Genomic DNA, 20,454 nt, shown 5'->3' with positions numbered 1-20,454 from the left:
GGACCTTGCGACAGGACCGCTCCTTCGACGACGAAAGCGAGACCACCATGGACCCCATCCCGTCACGACGCCGACGACTGCGCAGCCTCCTCGCCCTGGTCGCCTCCGCCACGCTCGTCGGGACGCTCCTCACCGGCACCACGACCGCCGCGGCCGCGGACACCGATCTCGCCGTCAACGGCGGGTTCGAGTCCGAGCTGTCCGGGTGGACCTGCTCCGGCTCCACGGGGCAGCAGGTCACGAGCCCGGCCCGCACCGGGAGCGGGGCGCTCCGGGCCACGCCCGCCGGGACCGACACCGCGCGCTGCTCGCAGACCGTCGCCGTTCGACCCTCGTCGACCTACACGCTCAGCGCGTGGGTCCAGGGCTCCTACGCGTACCTCGGGGCGAGCGGCGCGACGGCGCAGGACGTCACCACCTGGACGCCCTCGGCCGCGACCTGGCAGCGGCTCAGCGTGACCTTCACGACGACCGCGACGGCGACGTCCGCGACCGTCTTCGTGCACGGCTGGTACGGCCAGCCGGCCTACGTCGTCGACGACGTCAGTCTCGTGGGCCCGGGCGGCGGCACGGCGCAGCCGCCCGCGACCCCCACCGGCCTCACCGCCGGGACGCCCACCGCCACCAGCGTGCCCCTCACCTGGGGCGCCGTCGCCGGCGCCACCGGCTACGCCGTCTACCGCGACGGCACCCGCGTCGCCACGACCACGGCCCCGTCCACCACCGTCTCCGGGCTCACCGCCGCCACCGCCTACTCCTTCCAGGTCACCGCGACCAACGGCGCGGGCGAGTCGCCCCGCTCCGCCGCCGTCGCCGTCACCACGTCGACCGGCGGCACCGGGGGCGGACCCGGCGCCGGGCTGCCGACGCACGCGCTCGTCGGCTACCTGCACACGTCGTTCGCCAACGGCTCGGGCTACGTCCGGATGGCGGACGTCCCGGACTCGTGGGACGTCATCAACCTCGCGTTCGGCGAGCCGACGAGCGTCACGTCCGGCGACATCCGGTTCAGCCTCTGCCCGCGGACCGAGTGCCCGAACGTGGAGTCGGTCGCGGAGTTCAAGGCCGCCGTCGCCGCCAAGCGCGCGGCCGGGAAGAAGGTGCTCCTGTCGATCGGCGGGCAGAACGGTCAGGTCCAGCTCACGACGACCGCCGCGCGGGACGCGTTCGTCGCCTCCGTGAGCTCGATCATCGACACCTACGGGCTGGACGGGGTCGACATCGACTTCGAGGGGCACTCGCTGTACCTGAACCCGGGAGACACGGACTTCCGCTCCCCGACCACCCCCGTGATCGTCAACCTCATCTCCGCGCTCAAGTCGCTCACGGCGCGGTACGGCGACGACTTCGTGCTGACGATGGCGCCGGAGACCTTCTTCGTCCAGAACGGCTACCAGTTCTACGGCTCCGGCCCGTGGGGTGGCCAGGACCCGCGCTGCGGCGCCTATCTGCCGGTCATCCACGCCCTGCGCGACGACCTGACGCTGCTCCACGTCCAGCACTACAACTCGGGGCCGATCATGGGGCTCGACGACCAGTACCACTCGATGGGCGGCGCGGACTTCCACGTCGCGCTGACGGACATGCTGCTCACCGGCTTCCCGGTCGCGCGCGACACGACGAAGATGTTCCCCCCGCTGCGCCCCGACCAGGTCGCGATCGGCCTGCCGGCCAGCACGCAGGCGGGCAACGGCCACACCCCGCCCGCGCAGGTCGCCCAGGCCCTGGACTGCCTCACGAAGGGCACGGGCTGCGGGTCGTACCGGACCCACGGGCGCTGGCCGGGGCTGCGCGGCCTCATGACGTGGTCGATCAACTGGGACCGCTTCAACGGCGGCGAGTTCTCCCGGAGCTTCGACGCGTACTGGCCCTGACGAGCGGGTCGCCACCGCGCACGCGACCGGCGTCCGGGGGCCTCGCCCTCGGACGCCGGTCGCCCCGGACGGCGGGACGCGAGGTCAGGCGGTCTGGACGAACTCGATCACGGCGTCGGCGACGAGCTGCACGGCGATGGCTGCGAGCAGCAGACCGGCGATGCGGGTCACGAGGATCGTGCCCGAGTCGCCGAGGACGCGGTTGATGACGTTCGCGAAGCGCATCGAGAGCCACAGGCACACGTGCACCGCGACGACGCCCGCCGCGATGGCGACCCACTCGGCGACGCCCCCGCCGCGCTCCCCCGCGCGCTGCACGAAGACCATCGTCGCGACGATCGCGCCCGGGCCGGCGAGCAGCGGCGTCCCGAGCGGCACGAGCGCGACGTTGACGCCCTTGTTGCCCGACGGCTGCGGCTCCTCCATCTTGCCGGTGAGGAGCTCCATCGCCACGAGGAGCAGCAGCAGGCCGCCCGCCGTCTGGAGCGCGGGCAGCGAGATGTGCATGTAGCTGAGGATCTGCTGGCCGAACACCGCGAACGCGACGATCACGCCGAACGCCACGAGGATCGCGGTGCGCGCCGCCTGGTTGCGCTGCTTGGCGCCCATCGCGCTCGTCAGGCCCAGGAACACCGGCACCGTGCCGGGCGGGTCCATGATGACGAACAGGGTGACGAAGACCTCCGTGAAGAGCCGGACGTCGAAGAACTCGCTCATCGTCCGATCATCGGATCACGTCCAACTGTCCCAGCTCCTCGATCTGCTCCAGCACGGTCGGTGCTGTCGTGTTCTCCCCGAGCCGGTTCGGTTTGCCGGCCCCGTGGTAGTCGCTCGACCCGGTGACGAACAGGCCCAGGGTCCGGGCCAGGTCCTCGAGCCGTGCACGCTGACGCTCGTCGTGGTCGCGGTGGAACACCTCGAGCCCGGCGAGCCCCGCCTCGGCCATCTCCTCGATCACGGCGTCGGCCACGACGCGGCCGCGACCGTCCGCGCCCGGGTGGGCGAAGACGGGCACGCCGCCCGCGGCGCGGATCCCGCGCACGGCCACGACGGCGTCGGGCGCGTAGTGGGGCACGTAGTACGGGGTGTCCGTGGCGAGGATGGTCGCGAACGCGGCGGAGCGGTCGGGCGCGAGCCCGGCCGCGACGAGCGCGTCGGCGATGTGCGGTCGCCCGATCGTCGTCCCCGCGACGGTCTGGGCGAGCACATCCTCCCACGTGATCGGGTAGTCCTCGGCGATGAGGTCGACCATCCGCCGGGCCCGGCTCGTGCGCGCGTCGCGCGTGCGGTCCAGCTCGGCCAGGAGGGCGGCGTGCGCCGGGTCGTGCAGGTAGGACAGCACGTGCACGCTGATGCCGCCGAAGCGGGCCGAGATCTCCGCGCCGCGCACGAGCGCGACCCCGTGCGCGAGCGCCGCGTCCGTCGCCTGCGCCCAGCCCGCCGTCGTGTCATGGTCGGTCAGCGCGACGACGTCGAGCCCGGCCGCGGCGGCCGCCTCGACGACCTCCCCCGGGGCGTCCGTGCCGTCGGACGCGGTCGAGTGGGTGTGGAGGTCGATGCGCACGGGGACCAGGATAGTGACGACGCACCGAGGCGGCGGCACGGGACCCCCACACGATGTCCACACGGGGCGCGGCCCCTCCCCACGGTCGTCCCAGGCTGGGGTGCCAGAGTCGGGAGCGATGACCCTCACGACGCCCCCCACGGCAGCCCTCGCGACGACCTCCCCCTCGACCCCCTCGATGCCGGCGTCCCCCGACCCCGCGCAGGCCCCGCCCGCTGTGGTCTTCGTCCACGGCATGCGCACCTCGGGCGCGATCTGGGACCACCAGGTCGAGCACGTGCGCGCCCTCGGCCACGACGCCGTCGCGGTCGACCTGCCCGCGCACGGCGCCCGCGCGCACGAGCGCTTCACGCTCGACCGCTCCTTCGAGGTGCTCGACGAGGCGGCCGCGTCGTTCGGCCCCGACCGCCGGGTCGCGCTCGTCGGCCTCTCGCTCGGCGGCTACACGTCGCTCGCCTGGGCGGCCCGACGCCCCGCGAACCTCGCGGGCGTGGTCGCCGCGGCCTGCACGTCCGACCCCAAGGGCAAGCCCGTCGCGCTGTACCGCGACGTCGCGCGCCTCGTCGTCGCCGGGGGCGGCGCCGTCGGCCGCGGCGCGCGCTGGGCCGCGCGCACGACCGCGACCGCGTGGGGCACGATCGCCCGCGGCGGGCGCGGCCTGCCGGGCGGTGCCGCGTCGTCGTACGCGCTGGCCGGGCCGGCCGACGCCGGGCCGCCGACGCCGGTCGCGCCCGGCTGGCACGTCGTCACCGACGCGCTCACCCAGCTCGCGGGTCGCTCGTGGCTCGCCCACGTGCGCGACGTCGACGTCCCGGTGTGGCTCGTCAACGGCGCGCGCGACCACATGCGCCTCGACGAGCAGCGCTACCTCGCCGCGGCCGCGGACGCGGCGCTCGTCGTCGTGCCGCGTGCCGGCCACGACGTCAACAGCGAGGCCCCCGAGGCCTTCAACCGCGTGCTCGGGCGCGCGCTCGCGGACTTCGGCCGCGTGCGCGGTGCGAGACTGGGGGCATGACCGACGCCACCCCCGTCACGCCCGCGCCCCTGTCCGAGACGCCCGACCAGGCCGCCGAGCACGCCGGCCCCGGCGAGGCCCAGGACCTGGCCGCGCGCGGGAGCAACCGCTCCCAGCGCCCGGACTCCGACGCGTTCAAGGCCTTCATCACGAGCGGCTGGGCGCCGCGCGCCGCGCTCGACGTCGAGCCGCTGCCGGCCGCGCCGTTCACCGTCGCGCGCCGCGCCGCGCTGTCGGCCCGGTTCCCGGGCGCGCGCCTCGTCGTGCCCGCGGGCCCGCTGAAGACGCGCTCGAACGACACGGACTACCGCTTCCGCCCGCACTCGGCGTTCGCGCACCTCACGGGCTACGGCACGGACCAGGAGCCCGACGCGGTGCTCGTGCTGCACCCCGTGGAGCCGGGCACCGGGGACGCCGGGTCCGACCACCACGCCGTGCTGTACGTCCGCCCGCTCGCCGCGCGCGACACGGAGGAGTTCTACGCCGACGCGCGGTACGGCGAGTTCTGGGTCGGCGCCCGCCCGTCGCTCGACGACGTCACGACCGCGACCGGCGTGGAGGCGCGGCACGTCGACGAGCTGCGCGACGCGCTCGCGAAGGACGTCGGCGCCGGCGGGGTCACGCTCCTCGTCGTCGCGGGCGCGGACGAGGCCGTGGAGGCGCTCGTCGAGGCGATCCGCGCGGAGGCGGGCGTCGACGACGTCGAGGCCGCCGGGTCCGCCGAGGACCAGCAGCTCTCCGAGGCCGAGTGGCTCGCGCGCGCCGAGGCCGCGTACCGCCGCACGGACGCCGCGCTCGTCGAGGCCGTCTCCGAGCTGCGCCTGGTCAAGGACGCGCACGAGGTCGAGCAGATGCGCGAGGCCGTCGCGGCGACGATCGCGGGCTTCGAGGAGGTCGTGCGGAGCCTGCCGCGCGCCGTCGGGCACCGCCGCGGCGAGCGGGTCATCGAGACGACGTTCGACGCCCACGCGCGCCTCGAGGGGAACACCGTCGGGTACGAGACGATCGCCGCGGCCGGCGAGCACGCGACGACGCTGCACTGGATCCGCAACGACGGCGTCGTGCGGACCGGGGAGCTCGTGCTGCTCGACGCGGGCGTCGAGGTCGACTCGCTCTACACGGCCGACGTGACGCGCACGCTGCCCGTCGACGGCGAGTTCACCGACGTCCAGCGCCGCGTGTACCAGGCCGTGCTCGACGCCGCGGACGCCGCGTTCGCGGTCGCGGTGCCGGGCGCGCGCTTCCGCGACGTGCACGCCGCCGCGATGGAGGTCATCGCCGCGCGCCTGGAGGAGTGGGGCCTGCTCCCGGTGAGCGCCGCCGAGTCGCTCTCGCCCGAGGGCCAGCAGCACCGCCGCTGGATGGTGCACGGCACGAGCCACCACCTCGGCCTCGACGTGCACGACTGCGCGCAGGCGCGCCGCGAGCTCTACCTCGACGGGGTGCTCGAGCCGGGCATGGTCTTCACGATCGAGCCGGGGCTGTACTTCAAGGCGGACGACCTGGCCGTCCCGGCGGAGTACCGCGGCATCGGTGTCCGCATCGAGGACGACGTCCTCGTCACCGCCGACGGCAACGAGAACCTGTCGGCCGCGCTCCCCCGTCGGCCCGAGGACGTCGAGGCCTGGATGGCGCGGCTGCGCGGCTGAGCGGGCCCGGCTCACCGGCGGAGGAACTGGGCTATGGTGGCCCGTTCATCCACCGGTGAGGGGAGGTGAACTCACGTGGCGAAGAGCATCAAGAAGGAAGCGTCGATGTCCATCAAGGAGAAGCGCGCCCAGAAGCGCGAGAGGGCTGCCGAGACCGCAGTGAAGTCGCGGAAGCGCTAGCGGTGCTTCCGCCGAGGGCCGGCCGACGGACGACGACGTCCGACGGCCGGCCCTCGTCGTCTCCTCCGGGAGACGTCCCGGTCGCCCCGCGAGCGGTGCGTCAGGCCGGGCGCTCGGGCTGGTCGGGGTGCGCGCCGGGGGCGGGCGCCGGCCCGGGTGCGGCGTCGGGCGCCGGCGCGTCGGTCGGCTGGTCCGACGTCGGGCGCATCGCGCCGTAGCGCGGCTCGCCCGTCGGCGTCGTCCAGCGCGGGTCGGGCGTGCGTGCCGGCGGCGCCGCCGGAGGGGCCGGCGCGGGGACGCCCGCCGAGGGCTCCGGGGTCGGCGCGGGCGGCGCGGCGGGGGGCGTGGTGCCGGGGGTGCCGGGCGTGCCCCAGCCGGGGTTGGCCGGCGCGGCGGGCCCGCGGACGCCGCCCGCACCCTCGGGCATGCGGCCCAGGAGCTGGCGCGCCTCGCCCGCGCGCTCGGGCGCGCAGAGGATGCCGTAGGACGAGGCGACGATCTGGCTCTGCGACGTGAAGTCGCGCTTGCCCTGCGTCAGCGCGTACGACAGCACCGAGAAGAGCAGGCCGAACCCGGCGCCGATCCCGACGGCGGTGAGCACGAACCCGCCCTGGCCGGAGAACATGAAGAGCAGCAGGCCGACGAAGAGGCCGAACCACGCGCCCGAGGCGGCACCCGCGATCGCGACGCGACCGTAGGTGAGGCGGCCCGTCACGCGCTCCACCATCTTGAGGTCGGTGCCGACGATCGTCACGAGCTCGACCGCGAACTTGTTGTCCGAGAGGAAGTCGACCGCCTTCTGCGCCTCGAGGTAGGTCGCGTACGACGCCACCTCCTCGCCGCGCGGCGGGGTGGGGACACGGGGGACGGCACCCGGGCGTGACATGCTCATTCGCCCAGTCTGTCCTACCCGGGCGGAGCGCGCGAGGGCCGTCCCGTCGCCCGGCCCGCGACCGACGGCCGGGAGGCGACCGGTGACGCCCGCCACCTGCCGGGACGGAGCGCGGCGACCGGGGCGCGTGCGTAGGCTGGCGGCGTGAGTGCAGCCACCACCGTCTTCGTCGCGCGCCTGGCCGGGACCAGCGTGTTCGACCCCATCGGCGACCAGGTCGGGCGGGTGCGGGACGTCGTCGTGCTCATCCGGCCCAAGGGAGCCCCGCGCGCGGTGGGCCTGGTCGTCGAGGTGCCCGGCCGGCGTCGGGTCTTCCTGCCCCTGACGCGCGTGACGAGCATCGACGCGGGCCAGGTCATCTCCACCGGGCTCGTCAACATGCGCCGGTTCGAGCAGCGCGCGATGGAGACGCTCGCCGTGAGCGAGCTCCTGGAGCGCACGGTGCAGTTCGTCGACGGGTCGGGCTCGGCGACGGTCGAGGACCTCGCGATCGAGCGCCAGCGCACCGGGGACTGGCTCGTCACCAAGCTGTACGTGCGCCGGCAGGCGCAGCACAAGGGCACGCTCGGGCTGCGCCGGCGGGGCGACGCGCTCGTCGTCGACGTCGACGCCGTGACCGGGCTCGCCGGGAGCACCGAGGCGCAGGGCGCCGCGATGCTCCTCGCCGCCTACGACGACCTCAAGCCCGCCGACCTCGCCGACGTCATCCACGACCTCGGCGACACGCGTCGGCTCGAGGTCGCGGGCGCGCTCGACAACGAGCGGCTCGCCGACGTGCTGGAGGAGCTGCCCGAGGACGACCAGGTCGCGATCCTCTCCGGGCTCGACACGGACCGCGCCGCCGACGTCCTCGAGGCGATGCAGCCCGACGACGCGGCCGACCTCCTGCACGAGCTCCCCGAGGCCCAGGCCGCCCAGCTCCTCGAGCTCATGGAGCCCGACGAGGCGCGCGACGTGCGCCGCCTCCTCTCCTACGCCGAGGACACCGCGGGCGGGCTCATGACGTCCGACCCGGTCGTGCTCGGCCCGGAGACCACCATCGCGACCGCGCTCGCGCAGATCCGCCGCAAGGACCTCGCGCCCGCGCTCGCGTCGATGGTGTTCGTCGCGCGCCCGCCGCTCGAGACGCCCACGGGCCGGTTCCTCGGCGTCGCGCACTTCCAGCGCCTGCTGCGCGAGCCCCCGCACGCGGCCGTCGGCTCGGTGCTCGACTCCGACGTCGAGGGCGTCACGCCCGACGCGCCGCTCGGGCGCGTGACCCGCATCCTCGCGACCTACGACCTGCTGTGCGTGCCCGTGCTCGACGCGGAGAAACGCCTGCTCGGCGCGATCAGCGTGGACGACGTTCTCGACCACATGCTGCCCGACGACTGGCGCGAGACCGACGACGAGGACACCGAGGCCGCGCGCCGGGCCGTCGCGGACGGGCGCACGCCCACCGCGGGCACGCCCGGCCGTCCGGGCACCGCGGGGGTGGCCCGTGGCTGACCGCCTCGACACCCCGAAGACCGCGCGCCGCACGTTCTTCCCGCGCGTCAAGGTCGACCAGGATGCCGTCGGCCGCTCGACCGAGGGCATCGCGCGCTTCCTCGGCACCCCGCGGTTCCTCGTCTACCTCACCGTCTTCTGCGCGCTGTGGATCGCGTGGAACTCGTGGGGCCCGGAGGGGCTGCGGTTCGACTCCGCCGAGTTCGGGTTCACCGCGCTCACGCTCATGCTCTCGCTCCAGGCGTCGTACGCCGCGCCGCTCATCCTGCTCGCACAGAACCGGCAGGACGACCGCGACCGCGTCACCGCCGAGCAGGACCGCCAGCGCGCGGAGCGCAACCTCGCGGACACCGAGTACCTCGCGCGCGAGATGGCCGCGCTGCGCATCGCGCTGAGCGAGGTCGCCACGCGCGACTTCGTGCGGTCCGAGATCCGCAACCTGCTCGAGGAGCTGGAGGAGAAGGCGGCGCGTCAGCCCGACGACGAGGTCGCCGACCGCTGACCCCGGGGCCCTACTGCGTGCCCTCCGCCGCGACCCGGCGCAGGCGCGCGGCGAGGGCGGGGTCGCCCGTGACGACGAGCCCGTCCGCCGGGCCGCGGCCCCAGAGCCACAGGTCGAGCGCCCAGGCCGGGCCGGCCACCTGCGTGGTCGTCGAGCCGGGCAGGTCGACGAGCTGGGCGACGTCGAGGTCGTACGCCGTCCCCGACTCCGGACCGGTCCCCGTGAAGCGGCCGAACGCGAGCTCCCAGCTCCGCGGCCGCTCCCCCGGCCCGTCGACGACGACGGAGACCGTCGCGCCGTCGGGCGTGAAGACGCCCCACCCGGGCACCCCGTCCACCATGACGGACAGCACCTCGTCGACGCCGTCCGCCGCGACACCCGGGTCGGCGGGCGTGACGTCACGCCCGGCCGTGAGCTCCGCGTCGGCGCGGTGGACGAGCGCCTCGTGCGCCTGGCGCCGCAGCACCCAGCCGACGTGCCGGCCGTCGTCGTGCCACGACCAGCACGGCTCGTCGGGGTCGCGACCGGTGAGCGCCGCGACGAGCCGGCTCGTCGAGCGCTGGAGCAGCGCGGGCAGCTCGGCGTCGGACGCCGGCCGCGCGAGCGGCTCGACCTCGTCGCCGTCGACCCCCTCCCCGGGAGCCGGGCCGACGACGCGCGCCCAGAAGTCCTGCACCTCGGCGAGGTGGTAGAGCAGGTCGGCGCCCGTCCACTCGGGGCACGCGGGCACGCGCGCGTCGGGCGGGGCGCTGCGCACGGCGTCGCCGAACAGCTCGCTGTCCCGCGCGAGGGAGGCCAGGGCGTCCATCCGTGCACGGTAGCGCCGATCCGCGGCGCTCGTCGTGCGACGGGGCTCACGTCCGGTCCGGGACCTCCGACCCGGCCGACCGGGCTCCGGCCGCGCCTACGATGGGGGCATGCCCGACCCCGCCGCAGACCCGCTCGAGCACGCCGTCCGGCAGGCCCTCACCACGGTCCTGGACCCCGAGATCCGCCGCCCCGTCACGGACCTCGGCATGATCCGCTCGGTCGCCGTCGAGCCCGGCGCGCCGGGCGCCGTCGTGACGGTGGGGGTCGACCTCACGGTCGCCACGTGCCCGATGCGCGACACGCTCGCGCGCGACGTCGACGCCGCGGTGCGCGCTGTCGAGGGCGTGGCGGACGTCCGGGTCGACCTCGGCGTCATGACCGCGGAGCAGCGCGCCGAGCTGCGCACGATGCTGCGCGGCGGCGTGGGCGAGCCCGAGATCCCCTTCGCCAAGCCCGGGTCGCTGACGAAGGTGTACGCGATCGCGTCGGGCAAGGGCGGGGTGGGCAAGTCGTCGGTCACCGCGAACCTCGCGGTCGCGCTCGCCGCACAGGGTCTCGAGGTCGGGGTCGTCGACGCCGACATCTACGGGTTCTCCATCCCGCGCATGCTCGGCGTCGACCGGCAGCCCACGCGCGTGGACAACATGCTCCTGCCGCCGATCGCGCACGGCGTGAAGGTCGTCTCGATCGGCATGTTCGTGCCCCCGGGCCAGCCCGTCGTGTGGCGCGGACCGATGCTGCACCGTGCGCTCCAGCAGTTCCTCGCGGACGTGTTCTGGGGCGACCTCGACGTGCTGCTCCTCGACCTCCCGCCCGGCACGGGCGACATCGCCATCTCGGTCGCGCAGCTCCTGCCCGGCAGCGAGATCGTCGTCGTCACGACGCCGCAGGTCGCCGCGGCGGAGGTCGCCGAGCGGGCCGGGTCGGTCGCGACGCAGACCCAGCAGGGCGTCGTCGGCGTGGTCGAGAACATGTCGTGGCTCGAGCAGCCCGACGGGTCGCGCCTCGAGGTGTTCGGCGCGGGCGGCGGCGAGCGCGTCGCGGCGAACCTGTCGCGCGCCACGGGGACCGCCGTCCCCCTCCTCGGCCAGGTGCCGCTCGACGTGTCGCTGCGCGAGGCGGGCGACGGCGGCACCCCGGTCGTGCTCTCCGACCCGGACTCCCCCGCCGCAGCCGCGCTGCGCGACGTCGCCGCGGGTCTCGCGCGCCGGCCCCGCGGGCTCGCGGGGCGATCGCTCGGGGTCACGGTCGTCTGACGCGACGGCGTCCGGACGTCGGCCGGTCTTTCACCGCCCTTTTCCTGTCTTTTCCGCGCGCCACGGTATAGTCTCGCCCGCATCTCGTCCGGGGGGACGGCCGTCGGGCCGGTGAGGGGGATCGTGTCGTGGCATCGCCGCCGCTCCGCCCTGCCCTCGTCTCGCTCGCGATCCCCCTGACCTGCGACGCCGCTCCGGCTGCCCGCGCAGAGCGCTGCCGTCCGGCGGGTGCGCACGCCCGTCCCACGTGGTCACGTCGACCTGACCGGTCGGTGACCCGTCAGTGACGAAGCCGCGACAGAACTCCTCCCCAGGGATGACGACACCGTCCGTGTCGCCGCCCTAGCCTCGGGCCGGGCCGTCGTCGGCCCCGCCAGCAGCGCCCGCTCGCCGTCCCGCCACCGTCGTCCCAGGAGCCCGCACGTGGGTATCACCCGCCGGATCGTCTTCCCCGCCCTCCGTATCGTCATCTGGGCGGCGATCGCCGCCCTGCTCGCCGTGATCGCGTTCCGCTCGGCACCCGAGCCCGCGACCGACCCCGCGTTCCCCACGGCCGAGCTCGTGGAACCCCGCGTGGCCGTCTCCACAGGAGACGTCACCAACACCGTGAAGCTGACCGGGCAGGTCGTCGCCGACCCGGCCGCTCCGCAGAAGGTGACGCAGCGCGGGGTGGTCACGGCGGTGCTCGCCAAGCCGGGCGACGTGGTCGAGGCGGGCGCGCCCCTCCTCGAGGTCACCCTCGAGGAGCCCCGCGAGCCCCTCACCGAGACCGACCCGGAGACGGGCGAGGTCACGGTCACCGAGCGCCGACCGAAGGTCACGCGGGAGACCGTCGAGGCCACCATCGGCGGGACGGTGGCCACGTTCACCGCGCTCAAGGACCAGGAGGTGGCGGTCGGCGAGGACTTCGCGACCATCTCGCCCGGCACGCTCTCGGTCACGGCCAGCATGGTCGCGGAGCAGCAGTTCCGGCTCCTCCAGATCCCCGGGGAGGCGACCGTCACGGTCACCGGCGGCCCCGCGCCGTTCGTGTGCACGAACCTCCGCATGGGCGCCGCCGCCGCCCCCGAGAACGCGCCCGAGGAGGGCGCACCCGACCCGGCCGGCGGTGCGTCGTCCGCGAGCGTGACGTGCGCCGTCCCGGGCGACGTCACCGTCTTCGCCGGGCTCGCCGCCGAGCTCGAGATCACCGCGGGATCCGTCGAGGGAGCCCTCGTGGTGCCCGTGACGGCGGTCCTCGGTCGCGTCGAGCAGGGCAAGGTGTGGGTCGTCGGCGCGGAGGGCGAGCCCGAGGAGCGCACCGTGACGCTCGGTCTCACCGACGGCGCGGTCGTCCAGGTGACCGAGGGACTCGCCGAGGGCGACGAGGTCCTCGAGTTCGTGCCCGGCCAGGACGTCATGCCGGTCATGGACGACATGATGATGACGGACGACAGCGAGGCCTCGTACTGATGAGCCTCCTGGAGCTCAGCGGGGTCACCCGCTCGGTGCTGCTCCCCGACGACCGCGAGCTCGAGATCCTGCGCGGCATCGACCTCACGGTCGGCGCGGGCGAGCACGTCTCGATCGTGGGGCGCTCGGGGACGGGCAAGTCGACCCTGCTCAACATCCTCGGCCTCCTCGACAGCCCGACGAGCGGGGACTACCTGCTCGACGGCGTCCCGATCGGCCGGCTCTCGGGACGCGCCCGGGCGCGGCGCCGCGGCACGGACTTCGGGTTCGTGTTCCAGCAGTTCAACCTGCTGCAGGGCCGCACCGCGCTCGAGAACGTCGTCGCCCCGCTGCTCTACGCGCGCGGACGGCAGTTCTGGCAGCGGCGCACGCTGGCCGCCCAGATGCTCGAGCGGGTCGGCCTCGGCGACCGGCTCGACACGACCCCGGAGAAGCTCTCCGGCGGCGAGCAGCAGCGCGTCGCCATCGCGCGTGCGCTCGTGCGGGTCCCGCGCGTCATCCTCGCGGACGAGCCCACGGGAGCGCTCGACGTCGACACGGGGAGCGAGGTCATGGACCTGCTCGACGCCATCGCCGGCGAGAACGGGTCCGCGCTCATCGCGATCACGCACGACCTCGCCGTCGCGTCGCGCGCCGCCCGCCAGTTCCGGCTCGCGGACGGCGTGCTCACCCCGATCTCCATCAGCGCGCGCAGCGCCGGGTCCCTCGGGGCGCTCGGCACCGCGCCGAGCACCGACCACGATCCCGGGACGAGCCACGACCACCAGGCCGAGCACGTGGCCCGCCCGCTCGTCGGGACCGGGCCGGTGCTCGCCGCCCGGACACCGGTCGGCGCGCCGGCCGGCAGCTCGTCCAGCGACTCCGCCCGCACCGCCCGCGGCACGGGAGAGACGGCATGACCGGCGTCGTCGGCGCCCTCATCGAGGCGTGGGACGAGCTGCGCGTCCACAAGGTCCGGGTGCTGCTCGCGCTCGTCGGCGTCGCGGTCGCGGTCTGCGCGATCACCACGATCTCGGCGGCCGGGGAGATGCTGCGCCAGGTGTCGTCCGAGCAGAGCGACCGGTGGAACGGGCGCGCCGCGACCCTCCAGGTGTCGGCGTGGCCCACGGGCGAGGGCGGGAGCGTCATGCCCGCGGCGGAGGAGTACGAGCAGGTCTTCGACGAGATCGTCGACCGCTACGGGATCGGCTACTCCTCGATGCTGCGCGACGCTCCCGCACCGGTGCGCTTCCCCGACGGCACGCAGGAGATCACCACGACGGGCGTGGAGCCCGACTGGGCCACGATGCACCGCTTCGAGGTGACGTCGGGCCGCTGGTTCACCGAGGCGGACGCGGACCGCCTCGCGCCCGCGCTCGTCGTCAACCAGGCGTTCCTCGACGCGCTCGGCGGCGTGACCGTGGCCGAGCACCCGACGGTGACGATCGGCGGGGACAACCCGGTCGTCGCGACCGTGGTCGGAGCCTTCCCCGACGACTGGCCGGACATGGCCCCGGTCGCGTACGCGCTGGTCGACGCGCAGTCGACGTGGGTCACGCCCGAGTCGATGGAGATGATGGGGCCGCCCCGGCTCGAGCTGTGGGTGCCCGACGACATGTCCGACGCGCTCGTCGAGACGGTGCGCCGCGACGTCGCGGGCGCGCTCGAGGGTGTCCAGGCCGACGTCTACCGGTCCGACGCGCCGTCGGCGTCGGTCGTCGACGGCGCCATCCGGTGGGTCGTGCTCGGCGTGAGCGCGATCGCGCTGCTGCTCGGCGGGCTCGGGCTCGTGAACATCGCGCTCGTCACGGTGCGGTACCGGATCCGCGAGATCGGGATCCGCCGCAGCTTCGGCGCGAGCTCCGGGCGCGTGTTCTTCTCCGTGATGATGGAGAGCGTCGTGGCGACCACCGTCGCGGGGCTGCTGGGCGTGACCGTCGCGATCGTCGTCCTGCACAACGTCCCGCTCGACGTGCTCATGGGGTCGGCCGTCCAGGACGCACCCGGGTTCCCGTTCTCCGCCGCGGTGACCGGCATGCTCGCCGCCGTCGGGATCGGCGCGCTCGCCGGGCTCCTCCCGGCGCTCGTCGCCGTGCGCGTCAAGGTGATCGACGCGATCCGCTACTGACCCGCTCGGCCCGGCCTCGTCGTCGGGCCGAGCGATGTTCGGTCGTGTTTGATCGTGTTGGATTTCTCGACGATGTGGACAATACTGTCCGCATGCTCGCCTCACAGCGCCAGGAGCGCATCCTCGCGGAGATCCGGGACCACGGCGCGGTCCGCATCGGTGACCTGACCCGGGAGCTCGGGGTGTCGGACATGACGATCCGGCGCGACCTCGTGGAGCTCGCCGACCAGGGCCTGGTCCGCAAGGTGCACGGGGGCGCCGTCGCGCCCCACACGACCGCGCACGAGCCGGGGTTCGCCGCGAAGAGCTCGCGCGAGGCCGCGGAGAAGGAGGCCATCGCGACGGCCGCCGCCCGCCTCATCACCGCGAACGCGTCGGTCGCGCTGAGCGCCGGCACGACGACCCACCTGCTCGCCGCCCGCATCGCCGCGGACCCCGCGCTGCGCCCCCTGACGGTCGTGACGAACTCCCTCCCGGTCGCCGAGATCCTGCACCGGGCCAACGACCCGCGCCTGGAGACGATCCTCACCGGTGGCAGCCGCACGCCGTCGGACGCGCTCGTCGGCCCGCTCGCCGAGGCCGCGCTGTTGGGGCTGCGCGTCGACCTCGCGTTCGTCGGGGCGCACGGCGTCGACCCGGAGATCGGGCTCACGACGCCGAACCTCGACGAGGCCGCGACGAACCGCGCGCTCATCGAGTCCGCCGGGCGCACCGTCGTCCTCGCGGACCACACGAAGTGGCACACCACGGGCCTGCGCGTCTTCGCGACGTTCGCCGACGTGGACGTCCTCGTCACCGACGCCGGGCTCGCCGAGGACGAGCGCGCGCGCGTCCAGGACCTCGTCGAGCAGCTCGTCGTCGCCTGACCGGCGACCCCAGCGCCGGCCCCCCGCACTCCCCCACCGCACCGCGATCGGAACACCGCACGCATGAACCCGCACCTGCGCCGCACCTCGACCCGGCTCGCCGACGGCCGCGAGCTCGTCTACTTCGACGACTCCCCCGCGTACGTCTCGGGCGAGCGCACGCGACGGCTCGACGACCCGCGCCCGCTGCCGGACCGCTTCGCCCCGGTCCCGGGCCCGGACGGGACCCCGCACCCGTACGTCGGCCCGGAGATGCGCCGGGACCCGCTCACCGGCGACTGGGTCCCGCTCGCCGCGCACCGGATGAACCGCACGTTCCTGCCCGCCGCGGACTCGTGCCCGCTGTGCCCCGCGCGGCCCGGCAGCGCGTACTCGGACGGCGAGGTGCCCGACACGGACTACGACGTCGTCGTCTTCGAGAACCGCTTCCCGTCGCTCCAGCGCGTGCCGGGCGTCCCGGACGCCGTGGTCGAGGACGCGCCGCTCCAGCACCACGCCCCGGCGGCGGGCCGGTGCGAGGTCGTGTGCTTCTCGAGCGACCACCGCACGTCCTTCGGCGCCCTCCCGCCGCAGCGGGTGCGCACGATCATCGACGCGTGGGCGGACCGCACCGCGGCGCTCGGCGCCGAGCCCGGGGTCGAGCAGGTCTTCTGCTTCGAGAACCGCGGCCAGGAGATCGGCGTCACCCTGCACCACCCGCACGGCCAGATCTACGGCTACCCGTACGTGACGCCGCGCACGCGCACGCTGCTCGACCAGGCGCGCGAGCACCACCGCCGCACCGGCCGCAGCCTGCTGCGCGACGTGCTCGAGTCCGAGCTCGCGGACGGCCGCCGCGTGGTCCTCGAGACGGAGCACTGGGTCGCGTACGTGCCCTACGCGGCGCGCTGGCCCGTCGAGGTCCACCTCGCGCCGCGGCGCGACGTGCCCGACCTGCCCGCGCTCACGGACGCCGAGCGCGACGACCTGGCCACCGCCTACCTCGAGCTGCTGCGCCGCCTGGACCGGTTCTTCGAGACGGCCGACGGCGAGCCCATCCCCCTGCCGTACATCGCCGCGTGGCACCAGGCCCCGGCCCGCGAGGGCCGCTCGGTCGCCGACGGCGGCACCGACGACGTCACCCTCGCGCGGCTGCACCTGCAGGTGTTCTCCGTGCTCCGCGCGCCCGGCAAGCTCAAGTACCTCGCGGGCTCGGAGTCCGGCATGGGCGCGTGGATCAGCGACACGACGCCCGAGCGCATCGCCGCACGCCTCCAGGAGCTCGCTCCGACGAGCGCCGCCCGGGGCTGGGTGCCCGCGCTGTCGGACGACGACGGCGCCGCGCGCGCCCGTGCCGTGCTCGCCGAGGCGTTCGGCGCGGACGAGCCCGGCGAGGAGGTCCGCGTGTGGGCCGCGCCCGGGCGCGTCAACCTCATCGGGGAGCACACCGACTACAACGCGGGCCTGTGCCTGCCGGTCGCGCTGCCCCACCGCACCTACGTGGCGCTGCGGCCGCGCACCGACTCGCTCGTCCGCCTCGCGTCCGCGCAGGCGCCCGGCGAGACGTGGACGGCGCGCCTCGAGGACGTCGGCCCGGGCGAGGTCGCCGGCTGGGGCTCGTACGTCGCGGGCGTGGCGTGGGCGCTGCGCGAGCACCTCGTCGCCCAGGGCGCGGACCCCGCCGCCGTCCCCGGGTTCGACGCGGCCGTCGACTCGAGCGTCCCGTTCGGCGCCGGGCTCTCGTCGTCCGCGGCCCTCGAGTGCGCGGTCGCCGTCGCGCTCGACGACGTCGCCGGGCTCGGCCTCGCGGCGACCGACGCGGGGCGCGCCGTCCTCGCCACCGCGAGCGTCCGCGCCGAGAACGAGATCGCGGGCGCGCCCACGGGCGGCATGGACCAGTCTGCGGCGCTGCGCGCGCAGGCCGGTCACGCGCTCCTCCTCGACTGCCGTCCCGGGCTCGACCCGGTCGAGTCCGCCACGCAGGTGCCGTTCGACCTCGACGCCGCGGGTCTCGCCCTGCTCGTCGTGGACACCCGGGCGGAGCACCGGCTCGTCGACGGCCAGTACGCGCAGCGCCGCGCCACGTGCGAGGACGCCGCCCGCACGCTCGGGATCGGCTCGCTGCGCGAGCTCGCCGACGCGGTGGATGCGAGCGACGACCCGGCGGCCGCGCTGGCCCGCGCGCTCGACGCGCTGCCCGACGACGTCGCGCGCCGCCGCGTGCGCCACGTCGTCACCGAGATCGGCCGCGTCCGCGCGTTCGTGGCGCTCCTGCGCGAGGGCCGGCCGGACGCCGTCGGGCCGCTGCTGAACGCGTCGCACGCGTCGCTGCGCGACGACTACGAGGTGTCGAGCGTCGAGCTCGACGTCGCGGTCGACGCGGCGCGCGTCGCGGGCGCCCTCGGTGCGCGGATGACGGGCGGCGGGTTCGGCGGCTCAGCGATCGCGCTCGTGCGCGCGGACCAGGTCGAGGCCGTCGCCGACGCCGTGCGCGCCGCGTTCGAGCGCGAAGGGCTCGGTGCCCCGGGCTTCCTGCTCGCGACGCCGTCCGCGCCCGCCGAGCGGGTCGCCTGAGCGCTCCCGCTCAGACGTCGTAGGTGACGACGAGGGGCGCGTGGTCGCTCCAGCGCTCCTCGTGCGACGGCGCGCGGTCGACCTCGACCTTGACCGCGCGCTCCGCGAGGGAGGGCGTCGCGAGCTGGTAGTCGATGCGCCAGCCCGAGTCGTTGTCGAACGCGCGCCCGCGCCAGGACCACCAGGTGAACGGGCCCGGGCCCTCGCCACCGTGGACGCGGCCCAGGTCCACGAGCCCGACCTGGTCCAGCCACACGTCGACGTAGGCGCGCTCCTCCGGGAGGAAGCCGGCGCTCTTGAGGTTGCCCTTCCAGTTCTTGATGTCGACGTTGCGGTGCGCGATGTTGAGGTCGCCCGCCAGGACGACCTTCTCGCCCGTGGCGGCGAGCTCGCGCAGCCGCGCCGTCACCTTCTCCAGGTAGGCGTACTTCGCGACCATCGTCTCCGGCTGGCTCACGGTGCCCGAGTGGATGTACGCCGAGACCACGGTGAGACGGCCGCCGTCGGGCAGCTCCAGGTCGGCCTCGACCCAGCGACCGGTGTCGACCGGCGGCTCGGGCTCGCCGGCCCCGAGGCCGACGCGGACCGCGGACACCGGCAGGCGCGACGCGACCGCGACCCCGGCGCGGCCCTTGATGTCGCACGCCTGGTGGGCGACGTGCCAGCCCTCCAGCAGGTCGTTGACGACCGAGTCGGGGGCGCGCACCTCCTGGAGCAGCAGGACGTCGGGCGTCCGGGACGCGATCCAGGCGTCCATCCCCCGGCGGTAGGCGGCGCGGATTCCGTTGACGTTGGCGGTGGCGAGGGTCAGCACGCGGGCCATCCCATCACACGCCACCGACAACGCCGGGCCCCGGCGTCAGGCGGGCGGTGTGGCCTCGCTCACGGGCGCCGCGACGACGCGGGCGGGCCGGAACGCGCTCGCGAGGACCGCCGAGACGGCGGCGAGCACGGCCAGCACCACGAAGCCGACCCGGAGGTGGTGGGCGGTCGCGAAGACGCCGGTGAGGACGCCGCCGAGCACGGCGCCCGCGTAGGTGAAGACGTTGAGCCGCGCGACCGCCCGGTCGGTGACCGTCGCCACGACCCCGGCGGCGGGCTCCCCCGCCGCTCCCGCCCGGCCCGACGCGACCGCCTCCCGGGCCCGGTCCCCGACCGCCGAGAACGCGAGCGGCGCGACGACGCCGAGCCCGAGGCCGGTCACCGCGAGGCCGAGCACGGCGACGGGCCAGGCCGGGGCGGCCGCCACCGCGACGAACCCCAGGGCGCCGAGCGTGCCGCCCAGCCGCACGACCCGGACCCGGCCGAGGCGCTCGACGAGACCGTCCCCGACGAGACGCGACACGATGAGCGCCGCCTGGTACGCCGCGTACCCGAGCGGGGCGGCGGCCGCGCTCGCCGCGAGGACGTCGCGCAGGAACGTCGCGCTCCAGCTCGACACCGCGGAGTCGGCGACGGGGAACGCGAGCATCCCCGCGCCGAGCAGCGCGATCGTGCCCGCCGCGACCCACGTCACCGGTCCGGGCGTCGCCACGGCGCCCGGGCCGGCCGAGGCGTCCCGCACGACGGCGTCCCGGACCACGGCATCGCTGACCACGGCATCCCGGACCACGGCGTCCGGGGCGACGGCACCCGGGACGGCACGGCCGCCGTCGGGCAGGTGCAGCGCGAGCCAGGCCGCGCCCGCGGCGACGAGCAGCGCCGCGAGCGGGAGCGCGAGCGGCTGGCCGAGACCGGCCAGCGCGCCGCCCGACACCGCGAGCGCGCCGAGCACTCCCCCGGCCGCGTTCGCGGCGTAGAACGACGCGAGCAGGCTGCGGCCGTGCGCGCGCTCGACGTCGATCCCGAGCATGTTCATCGCGGCGTCCACGGCGCCGAGCGCGAGCCCGTAGAGGCCGATCGCCCCGAAGAAGAGGGGCCACGACGGCGCGAGACCGATCCCCGCCACCGCCGCCGCGGCGAGCAGCAAGCCCCCGACGACCACCGTGCGCGCACCGCGGACGGCCGCCACGACGCCCGACAGCGCACTCCCCAGGCCGGCGAGGACGCACACGCCCAGCACGACGAGCGTGACGACGTCGTCGCCCATGCCGAGCCGGTCCTTGTATCCGGGGATGCTCGTGAGCACCACCGCGAACCCGAAGCCCTGCACGGCGTACGCCGCCGTCGTCGCGATGCGCTCCGTCACCCGCGCAGAGTAGCGTCTCGACGGCGCGCTGGAGCGTGCACCGCTCGCGCCGTACCGT

At 75.3% G+C, this 20,454-nt stretch carries 17 protein-coding genes and 1 pseudogene; 12 read left to right on the top strand and 6 right to left on the bottom strand.

What is annotated here, in order from left to right; genetic code table 11:
- Window positions 1–47: 47 nt before the first annotated feature.
- Window positions 48–1,874: a chitinase gene (locus BJP59_RS03830; protein ID WP_194522233.1), complete on the top strand. Its 1,827-nt coding sequence runs from the start codon at window positions 48–50 to the stop codon at window positions 1,872–1,874.
- A gap of 84 nt (window positions 1,875–1,958) precedes the next feature.
- Here BJP59_RS03830 and BJP59_RS03825 read toward each other — a convergent pair whose 3' ends face one another.
- Together BJP59_RS03825 and BJP59_RS03820 are read right to left on the bottom strand one after the other, a co-directional pair.
- Window positions 1,959–2,591, bottom strand: coding sequence for a MarC family protein (locus tag BJP59_RS03825; protein ID WP_021482981.1), 633 nt, complete (start codon window positions 2,589–2,591; stop codon window positions 1,959–1,961).
- 7 nt (window positions 2,592–2,598) lie between these two features.
- Window positions 2,599–3,438 (bottom strand): PHP domain-containing protein, encoded by an 840-nt coding sequence (locus tag BJP59_RS03820; RefSeq protein WP_194522232.1) that lies wholly within the window; start codon window positions 3,436–3,438, stop codon window positions 2,599–2,601.
- Window positions 3,439–3,556: 118 nt separating this feature from the next.
- Here BJP59_RS03820 and BJP59_RS03815 point away from each other — a divergent pair, with 118 nt between their 5' ends.
- Together BJP59_RS03815 and BJP59_RS03810 are read left to right on the top strand one after the other, a co-directional pair.
- On the top strand, window positions 3,557–4,453 hold the full coding sequence (locus BJP59_RS03815) for an alpha/beta fold hydrolase (protein WP_228485256.1): 897 nt from the start codon (window positions 3,557–3,559) through the stop codon (window positions 4,451–4,453).
- Window positions 4,450–6,102: an aminopeptidase P family protein gene (locus tag BJP59_RS03810; protein ID WP_194522231.1), complete on the top strand. Its 1,653-nt coding sequence runs from the start codon at window positions 4,450–4,452 to the stop codon at window positions 6,100–6,102. Before BJP59_RS03815 ends, BJP59_RS03810 begins: the two co-directional genes overlap by 4 nt.
- A gap of 280 nt (window positions 6,103–6,382) precedes the next feature.
- On the opposite strand, the gene BJP59_RS03805 is transcribed toward BJP59_RS03810, so the two are convergent.
- A complete protein-coding gene (locus BJP59_RS03805; protein WP_194522230.1) occupies window positions 6,383–7,174 on the bottom strand; it encodes a general stress protein in 792 nt (263 codons plus the stop codon).
- A 144-nt stretch (window positions 7,175–7,318) separates the two neighbouring features.
- On the opposite strand from BJP59_RS03805, the gene BJP59_RS03800 reads away from it, so the two are divergent.
- Together BJP59_RS03800 and BJP59_RS03795 are read left to right on the top strand one after the other, a co-directional pair.
- The gene (locus tag BJP59_RS03800; protein WP_194522229.1) at window positions 7,319–8,662 is read left to right on the top strand and encodes a magnesium transporter MgtE N-terminal domain-containing protein; all 1,344 of its coding nucleotides are present in this window, start codon (window positions 7,319–7,321) and stop codon (window positions 8,660–8,662) included.
- On the top strand, window positions 8,655–9,164 hold the full coding sequence (locus BJP59_RS03795; protein WP_086148880.1) for a DUF1003 domain-containing protein: 510 nt from the start codon (window positions 8,655–8,657) through the stop codon (window positions 9,162–9,164). Before BJP59_RS03800 ends, BJP59_RS03795 begins: the two co-directional genes overlap by 8 nt.
- 10 nt (window positions 9,165–9,174) lie before the next feature.
- Here the strand turns inward: BJP59_RS03795 and BJP59_RS03790 are convergent, their stop codons facing one another.
- On the bottom strand, window positions 9,175–9,972 hold the full coding sequence (locus BJP59_RS03790; RefSeq protein WP_194522228.1) for a maleylpyruvate isomerase N-terminal domain-containing protein: 798 nt from the start codon (window positions 9,970–9,972) through the stop codon (window positions 9,175–9,177).
- A 109-nt stretch (window positions 9,973–10,081) separates the two neighbouring features.
- On the opposite strand from BJP59_RS03790, the gene BJP59_RS03785 reads away from it, so the two are divergent.
- The 7 genes and pseudogenes from BJP59_RS03785 to galK all read left to right on the top strand — a co-directional run bounded on the left by BJP59_RS03785 (window position 10,082) and on the right by galK (window position 18,208).
- A complete protein-coding gene (locus BJP59_RS03785) occupies window positions 10,082–11,230 on the top strand; it encodes an Mrp/NBP35 family ATP-binding protein (RefSeq protein ID WP_194522227.1) in 1,149 nt (382 codons plus the stop codon).
- Between the two features lie 423 nt (window positions 11,231–11,653).
- Window positions 11,654–12,682, top strand: a complete 1,029-nt coding sequence (locus BJP59_RS03780) for an efflux RND transporter periplasmic adaptor subunit (RefSeq protein ID WP_194522226.1) — start codon at window positions 11,654–11,656, stop codon at window positions 12,680–12,682.
- Window positions 12,682–13,581 carry an ABC transporter ATP-binding protein gene (locus BJP59_RS03775; RefSeq protein ID WP_194522225.1) on the top strand — a complete coding sequence of 300 codons (900 nt, stop codon included), beginning with the start codon at window positions 12,682–12,684 and terminating at the stop codon, window positions 13,579–13,581. The genes BJP59_RS03780 and BJP59_RS03775 overlap by 1 nt, the downstream gene beginning before the upstream one ends.
- Window positions 13,578–14,789: an ABC transporter permease gene (locus BJP59_RS03770; protein WP_144680548.1), complete on the top strand. Its 1,212-nt coding sequence runs from the start codon at window positions 13,578–13,580 to the stop codon at window positions 14,787–14,789. Before BJP59_RS03775 ends, BJP59_RS03770 begins: the two co-directional genes overlap by 4 nt.
- A gap of 92 nt (window positions 14,790–14,881) precedes the next feature.
- Entirely contained in the window at window positions 14,882–15,655 is a 774-nt protein-coding gene (locus BJP59_RS03765; protein ID WP_194522224.1) for a DeoR/GlpR family DNA-binding transcription regulator, read from the top strand.
- A 63-nt stretch (window positions 15,656–15,718) separates the two neighbouring features.
- Window positions 15,719–16,921, top strand: a pseudogene (galT, locus tag BJP59_RS19675) (galactose-1-phosphate uridylyltransferase); the annotation flags it as partial.
- Between the two features lie 24 nt (window positions 16,922–16,945).
- Entirely contained in the window at window positions 16,946–18,208 is a 1,263-nt protein-coding gene (gene galK, locus BJP59_RS19670) for a galactokinase (protein WP_228485394.1), read from the top strand.
- Window positions 18,209–18,218: 10 nt separating this feature from the next.
- Here galK and BJP59_RS03755 read toward each other — a convergent pair whose 3' ends face one another.
- Both BJP59_RS03755 and BJP59_RS03750 read right to left on the bottom strand, forming a co-directional pair.
- Window positions 18,219–19,022 carry an exodeoxyribonuclease III gene (locus tag BJP59_RS03755; protein ID WP_083385320.1) on the bottom strand — a complete coding sequence of 268 codons (804 nt, stop codon included), beginning with the start codon at window positions 19,020–19,022 and terminating at the stop codon, window positions 18,219–18,221.
- A gap of 45 nt (window positions 19,023–19,067) precedes the next feature.
- On the bottom strand, window positions 19,068–20,396 hold the full coding sequence (locus BJP59_RS03750; RefSeq protein ID WP_194522222.1) for an MFS transporter: 1,329 nt from the start codon (window positions 20,394–20,396) through the stop codon (window positions 19,068–19,070).
- Window positions 20,397–20,454 lie beyond the last annotated feature (58 nt).

The organism is Cellulosimicrobium sp. JZ28 (assembly GCF_015327065.1).
In the GTDB taxonomy this organism is placed as follows: domain Bacteria; phylum Actinomycetota; class Actinomycetes; order Actinomycetales; family Cellulomonadaceae; genus Cellulosimicrobium; species Cellulosimicrobium funkei.
Note: the sequence above shows the minus strand (reverse complement) of the source record. Positions and strands in the feature narration are given on the sequence as shown.

What these genes read in the sequence shown, in the direction of transcription:
- BJP59_RS03765 (WP_194522224.1), top strand. Translation starts at nt 14,882, where the DNA reads ATGCTCGCCTCACAGCGCCAGGAGCGCATCCTCGCGGAGATCCGGGAC.
- BJP59_RS03825 (WP_021482981.1), bottom strand. Translation starts at nt 2,591, where the DNA reads ATGAGCGAGTTCTTCGACGTCCGGCTCTTCACGGAGGTCTTCGTCACC.
- BJP59_RS03810 (WP_194522231.1), top strand. Translation starts at nt 4,450, where the DNA reads ATGACCGACGCCACCCCCGTCACGCCCGCGCCCCTGTCCGAGACGCCC.
- BJP59_RS03830 (WP_194522233.1), top strand. Translation starts at nt 48, where the DNA reads ATGGACCCCATCCCGTCACGACGCCGACGACTGCGCAGCCTCCTCGCC.
- BJP59_RS03790 (WP_194522228.1), bottom strand. Translation starts at nt 9,972, where the DNA reads ATGGACGCCCTGGCCTCCCTCGCGCGGGACAGCGAGCTGTTCGGCGAC.
- BJP59_RS03805 (WP_194522230.1), bottom strand. Translation starts at nt 7,174, where the DNA reads ATGAGCATGTCACGCCCGGGTGCCGTCCCCCGTGTCCCCACCCCGCCG.
- BJP59_RS03775 (WP_194522225.1), top strand. Translation starts at nt 12,682, where the DNA reads ATGAGCCTCCTGGAGCTCAGCGGGGTCACCCGCTCGGTGCTGCTCCCC.
- BJP59_RS03815 (WP_228485256.1), top strand. Translation starts at nt 3,557, where the DNA reads ATGACCCTCACGACGCCCCCCACGGCAGCCCTCGCGACGACCTCCCCC.
- BJP59_RS03770 (WP_144680548.1), top strand. Translation starts at nt 13,578, where the DNA reads ATGACCGGCGTCGTCGGCGCCCTCATCGAGGCGTGGGACGAGCTGCGC.
- BJP59_RS03785 (WP_194522227.1), top strand. Translation starts at nt 10,082, where the DNA reads ATGCCCGACCCCGCCGCAGACCCGCTCGAGCACGCCGTCCGGCAGGCC.